Below are 6,074 nucleotides of genomic sequence, written 5' to 3' on the forward strand. Positions count from 1 at the left end.
GCGGCGCTCAGCAAACCTGACCGATATTCGCAACGACCGAACGATGAAGAAAACCCGTCCTGCCGACATCTACTTGCGCTTCCTGCAGCTGGCCGAGGCCTTGCGCGGTTTGCCGTCGCTGCCCGAACTCGACCCGCTCGAGGAGCGCATCCTCGCCCTGATCGCCCGCGCCGGCAACACCGACCAGCGCCTGTCGGTGCGCGACGTGATGGGCATGCCGGAGCTCGGCGCGCCGGCAACGGTCCACAACCGGCTGAAATCGATGCGCGAGAAGGGCTGGATCATGCTGGCCGATACCGAAGACAGCCGGCGCAAGCGGATCGAACTCACGCAGGCCGCGCTGCTGCACTTCGACCGCCTGTCCAAGTGCATGCTGCGCGCCACCGATCCGCAGAATTGATGGCCTCTTCGCCAGCACGTGAATATTATCATCGAGAAATTCAGACAAGCTCTCCGATATTCACCTTGCATCCTTGCCTGTCCTACACGGTGATTTGGTAAACTGCACGGTTTCGTCTACCAGGTCACATCATGGAGCGCTCCATCGAGCTCCGCGCAAGCGCGCTGCAATCCCTCCTCGCCACCGATCCCGCCGCCAAGACGCAGGGCGTGGCCGCCATGGCGCGCGCCCACGCGGCCGGCCTGGCAAGCGTGGACACCCAGGCGGTGCTGAGCGCCGGGGGCGCGATCCCCGGCCGGCCCGCGCGCCCCGAACTGGTGCCGCCGCGCCTGGTCGGACGGCGCTCGATGGCCACCGTCGAGGGCCGGGCGATGCTGATCCATGCCCTGGCCCACATCGAGTTCAATGCCGTCAACCTGGCGCTCGACGCCCTGTGGCGCTTCCCCGGCATGCCGCAGGCCTACTACACCGACTGGCTGCGGGTGGCGCACGAGGAAGCGATCCACTTCACCATGCTGGGCGAGCACCTGGCCACCCTGGGCTACCGCTACGGCGACTTTCCCGGCCACGACAGCCTGTGGGAGATGGTCGAGAAGACCCGGGGCGACGTGCTGGCCCGCATGGCGCTGGTGCCGCGCACCCTGGAGGCGCGCGGACTGGATGCGATCCCGCCGCTGCGCGCCAAGCTGGCCCAGGCCGGCGACATGGCGGCGGCGAAGATCCTCGACCGCCTGCTGCGCGACGAGGTCGGGCACGTCGAGATCGGCAACCGCTGGTATTGCCACCTGTGCGCCCTGCAGGGCCTGGAGCCGGCGTCCACCTACGACGAGCTGACGCTGCGCTACAAGGCGCCGGTGCTCAAGGGCCCGTTCAACGTCGAGGCGCGCCGCCAGGCCGGCTTCACCGACGCCGAGCTGGCGCGCTACACCTGATGGACCAGGACCAGGACCAGGGCAAGGACGGGGGCACGGACCGGGGCTTCCTGCTGACGCGCCACTGGCGCGATACCGATGCCGGCTGCGAGGTCGAGTTCTGGCTCGCCACCGACAGCGGAGCGCGCCGGGTGCGGCTGGCGCCGCAGACGCCGGTCGCCTTCGTCCCCGAAGAGCAGCGCGGCGCCGTCGAACAGCTCCTGCACGGCGAACGGGGCTGGGAACTGCGCCAGCTGGCGCTGACCGACTTCCAGCACCGCCCCGTGCTGGGCCTTTACTGCCGCCAGTACCGCCAGCTGCTGCGCTTCGAGAAGCGCCTGCGCCAGCACGGCGTCGCGCTGTACGAGGCCGACGTGCGCCCGCCCGAGCGCTACCTGATGGAGCGTTTCATCACCGCCCCGGTGCGCTTCACGGGCCACCCGGCGGCGGGCGACCCCGGCCTGCTGGTGAACGGGCAGCTGAAGCCCGCGAACGGCTACCGTCCGCGCCTGCGCCTGGTCTCGCTCGACATCGAGACCACCTTCCAGGGCGAGCTGTACTCGATCGCGCTGGAAGGCTGCGGCCAGCGCCAGGTCTACATGCTCGGCCCGCCCAACGGCGTGGATGGGGAGCGCGACTTCGCGCTCGACTACTGCGACAGCCGCGTGGAGCTGCTCGACCGGCTGGAGGAATGGATCGCGCGCCACGATCCGGACGCGATCATCGGCTGGAACCTGGTGCAGTTCGACCTGCGCGTGCTGCAGCGCCACGCCGAACGCTTCCAGCGTCCGCTGCGCCTGGGGCGCGACGGCGGCGCCATCGAGTGGCGCGAGCACGGCGGCAAGCAGGAGCATTACTTCGTCTCGATCGCGGGCCGCCTGGTCATCGACGGCATCGAGGCGCTGCGCTCGGCCACCTGGAGCTTCCCCTCGTTCAGCCTGGAGTCGGTGGCGCGCTCCCTGCTCGGGGAAGGCAAGGCGATCGACAATCCGCACGACCGGATGGCCGAGATCGACCGCATGTTCGCCGAGGACAAGCCGGCCCTGGCCCATTACAACCTGAAGGACTGCGAGCTGGTCACCCGCATCTTCGACAAGACCGGCCTGATGGCCTTCCTGCTGGAGCGCGCCAGCGTCACCGGGCTGGCGGCGGACCGCAGCGGCGGGTCGGTGGCGGCCTTCGAGCACCTGTACATGCCGGTGATGCACCGCCAGGGGCACGTGGCGCCCAACATCGGCGACGTGGCGGGCGGCGACAGTCCGGGCGGCTTCGTGATGGATTCGCGCTCGGGCCTCTACGATTCGGTGCTGGTGCTCGACTACAAGAGCCTGTACCCGTCGATCATCCGCACCTTCCTGATCGACCCGGTCGGCCTGGTCGAAGGCTTGCGCGAGCCCGAGGAGGCCACCGTGCCGGGCTTTCGCGGCGGGCGCTTCTCGCGCACCAGGCACTGCCTGCCGGGGATCGTGAGCCAGGTCTGGATGGGCCGCGAAGCGGCCAAGCGCGAGCGCAACGGGCCGCTGTCGCAGGCGCTGAAGATCATCATGAACGCCTTCTACGGCGTGCTCGGGACCACCGGCTGCCGCTTCTTCGATCCGCGCCTGGCCTCGTCGATCACCATGCGCGGACACGAGATCATGCACCGCACGCGCGAGCTGATCGAGGAGCGCGGCTACCGGGTGATCTACGGCGACACCGATTCGACCTTCGTCTGGCTCGGGCGCGCCCACGGGGAGGCGGAGGCCGAGCGCATCGGGCGCGAGCTGGTGGCCTGCGTCAACGACTGGTGGCGCGGGCACCTGCGCGCCGAACTGGGACTGGAGAGCGCGCTGGAGCTGGAATACGACGTGCATTTCCGGCGCTTCCTGATGCCGACCGTGCGCGGCTCGGAAGAGGGCAGCAAGAAGCGCTACGCGGGCCTGGTGCTGGGCGCCGACGGCAGCGAGGAAGTGATCTACAAGGGCCTGGAGACGGTGCGCACCGACTGGACCCCGCTGGCCCAGCAGTTCCAGCAGGGCCTGTACGAGCGCATCTTCAAGGGCCAGCCCTACGAGGACTACGTGCGCGACTACGTGGCGCGCACCCTGGGCGGCGAACTGGACGAGCTGCTGGTGTACCGCAAGCGGCTGCGCCGCCCGCTCGAGGAATACACGCGCAACGTGCCGCCCCACGTGCGCGCGGCGCGCGTCGCCGACGAACACTTCCTGCGCCAGGGACGCCCCGCGCTGTACCGCAACGGCGGCTGGATCCGCTACGTGATGACCCTGGCCGGCCCCGAGCCGCTGGAAACCCGGCACGCCGCGATCGACTACGGGCATTACCTGGAGCGCCAGCTGGAGCCGGTCGCGGATGCGATCCTGCCCTTCATGGGCGACCGCTTCGCGCGCCTCACCAGCCGCCAGGGGGCGCTGTTCTAGGCGCGCGCGCCTGCATCCCGTACCAGCCTCCGTCAGTAAGTTTTAATATAGTCATTTCTTCCTGTCATCGGCATCGCCATTGTCGCCAGGTCTTCCTCCTGGGAGACCCCGGCGACGCCGGGTTGACCGGATGGTATGATGTGGTCGACCCGTACTGCTGCGGTATGGGCATTCCGGAGCACCCAGATGGAACCGCATTTCCACGCCCGGGCCGCACAGGCCCGTGCGAGTTTCGCCAGCGGCAGGAAAGGTCCGTGATCCCCGACCTGTCCCAGCTGCAAATGTTGGAGAGCCTGCTGCGCGAGCGCAGCCTGACGCGCACCGCGGCACAACTCGGCATGACCCAGCCTACCGTCAGCCGCACCCTGGCGCGCCTGCGCCTGCATTTCGGCGATCCCCTGTTCGTGCGCGCCGGCCAGCGCATGGAACCCACCGCGCGCGCACTCGAGCTGGCCGAGCCGGTGGCGGCGGTGCTGGCCGCGGCGCGCCAGCTGCAGGGCGGCTCGGCGGCCTTCGATCCGGCCCTGGCGGAGCGCGCCTTCGGCCTGTACATGGTGGACGGGGCCATCGTCCACGTGCTGCCGCGCCTGCTCGCCGGGCTGTCGCAGCGCGCGCCCGGGATCCGGCTGCGCAGCGTGAACTGCGACCCGCATTCGCTCGAGCGCCAGATGGAACAGGGCCAGATCGACCTGGCGATCGGCCGCTTTCCCGACCTGGTCAACAACATCCACCAGCGCACCCTCTGGTGCGAAGGCTATGCGACCCTGATGCGGCGCGACCACCCGTGCGCGCTCGGCATGGACCGCGAGGCCTTCATCGCCAACCGCCATGTGCTGATCTCGATGGACCATACGAATCACCAGTACACGGCGGTCACGCGCACCCTGGAAGCGGTGCTGCCGGCCTCGCACGTCCTGTGCCACGTGCCCAGCTTTACGGTCGCGGCCCACATCGTGCTGCATACCGATGCGCTGGCGATCATGCCGCGCATGCTGGCCGACGGGCTGGCGCGCGACCTCGGCCTCGCGGTGGCCGATTCGCCGCTCGATCTGCCGCGCCTCGAGCTGGCGCTGTACTGGCACGAGCGCTGCCACCGCGATCCGGCCAACCAGTGGCTGCGCCAGTTCGCGCGCAGCGCGCTGGTCGCCGACCTGGATGCCGCTCCCGCGGGGTGCCAGGGCGGCGCCTGAGCCCGTTGGCATGCATATCCGAATCCCATAGTCGAGCACTTGAAGGCCGCCAACCCGGTACCATCTGTTGGCAATCATGAAAGAAAAACTCAACTGGAAGCGGCCCTTCTTCTACCTGGTATTGCCCATCTTTTTCGTGATGGCCTTCCTCGGTTTTCCGCTGCCGGTCGCGCCGCCGCCGGCTACCCGGCCGCCGCAGGAACAGGGCGAGGTGATCAAGAAAAAGAAGAAGCGCATCGGCCTTGCGGCGCCGGGGGACCCGGCGCAGGACGCCTAGTGGGTGACTTGGCAACAGATCGTGGCATAAAAGCGTCTTTTTGCGCCAGGCGTTGTTGCACATCCTCGCGATAGCCAGCTATCGCTGCGGTTTGCGCCTGGCCTGGCGCAAAAATCCATCGTTTTTATTGGCCACTCCCGTTGCCAAGTGACCCACTAAGTAGTTACGAGAAATTTACTGTAAATTCTGTCCCGAAACCTTGCATCAGAGACCGGATTTCGTCGAGCAGCGTGGTGCCATTCATGGCGACGAAACGACGCCAGAAGTACTTGGCGTGTTTCCAGAGGATCTCAATGCGATTGAGTTCCGGGCTATACGGCGCCAAACAATAGAGGTGCAGGCCTTGGCGTGCCCAGTGCCACCGCCTCTTTTCCATCGCCTCACCTTTGTGGATTGCCGCGTTGTCGAGCAAGACAATGCGTGGCACCGCATGTGGCTGATCTGCGATCTGATCGAAAAAGGCGATCACGTCTTCGCGCCTGGTCGGTCGCTGTTGAGTAGTTCAGATCAGCTGGCCGTCGTGGCGCAGTGCGCCAAGCACGTTGACCCGTTGCCGGTGCGCGAGAGGCTCTACGGAACGGGTTTCACCAATCCGGGTCCAGCCGTACTGCAGTGAGGGATTCGGGCTGAAACCTGATTCATCGAAGTACAGCAATTCGCACCGCTGTTCATGGTCGAGCCGGCCCAGAGCCTCGATGATCTTGCCGGCGCGCTCGAACGCCTCCTGGTTGCGTTTTTTTTAAACTGTAGCGGTAGCGTTTATAGCTGAATTTCATTTCCTCGAGATAGCATGCAGCAGTGCCGTCGCTGATCGATGCGTGATCATGACGCTGCTTCAGGTGGCGCAGCAGCGCGGCAATGGTGCCGCCTTCCGAGTGC

6 protein-coding genes and 1 pseudogene are annotated in these 6,074 nt (G+C 67.2%); 5 read left to right on the forward strand and 2 right to left on the reverse strand.

Features of this window, described 5'->3' with window-relative positions; translation table 11 throughout:
• The first annotated feature begins 43 nt into the window (after positions 1-43).
• From H162_RS0125350 to H162_RS0125370, 5 genes are all read left to right on the forward strand, one after another.
• Entirely contained in the window at positions 44-400 is a 357-nt protein-coding gene (locus H162_RS0125350; RefSeq protein WP_020656293.1) for a transcriptional regulator, read from the forward strand.
• 131 nt (positions 401-531) lie between these two features.
• On the forward strand, positions 532-1,332 hold the full coding sequence (locus H162_RS0125355) for a ferritin-like domain-containing protein (RefSeq protein ID WP_020656294.1): 801 nt from the start codon (positions 532-534) through the stop codon (positions 1,330-1,332).
• Positions 1,332-3,728 (forward strand): DNA polymerase II, encoded by a 2,397-nt coding sequence (locus tag H162_RS0125360; protein ID WP_020656295.1) that lies wholly within the window; start codon positions 1,332-1,334, stop codon positions 3,726-3,728. The genes H162_RS0125355 and H162_RS0125360 overlap by 1 nt, the downstream gene beginning before the upstream one ends.
• A gap of 254 nt (positions 3,729-3,982) precedes the next feature.
• Positions 3,983-4,918: a LysR family transcriptional regulator gene (locus H162_RS0125365; protein ID WP_020656296.1), complete on the forward strand. Its 936-nt coding sequence runs from the start codon at positions 3,983-3,985 to the stop codon at positions 4,916-4,918.
• A gap of 76 nt (positions 4,919-4,994) precedes the next feature.
• Positions 4,995-5,195, forward strand: a complete 201-nt coding sequence (locus tag H162_RS0125370) for a hypothetical protein (RefSeq protein WP_020656297.1) — start codon at positions 4,995-4,997, stop codon at positions 5,193-5,195.
• A 163-nt stretch (positions 5,196-5,358) separates the two neighbouring features.
• Here H162_RS0125370 and H162_RS35385 read toward each other — a convergent pair.
• Together H162_RS35385 and H162_RS35050 are read right to left on the reverse strand one after the other, a co-directional pair.
• Positions 5,359-5,850 (reverse strand): annotated as a pseudogene (locus H162_RS35385) (IS630 family transposase).
• Positions 5,851-5,863: 13 nt separating this feature from the next.
• Positions 5,864-6,074, reverse strand: a 211-nt coding sequence (locus tag H162_RS35050) for a hypothetical protein (protein ID WP_211223745.1), incomplete at its 5' end; no start/stop codon positions are given.

Origin of the sequence: Massilia niastensis DSM 21313, assembly GCF_000382345.1 — a bacterium.
Classification (GTDB): Bacteria; Pseudomonadota; Gammaproteobacteria; order Burkholderiales; family Burkholderiaceae_D; genus Telluria; species Telluria niastensis.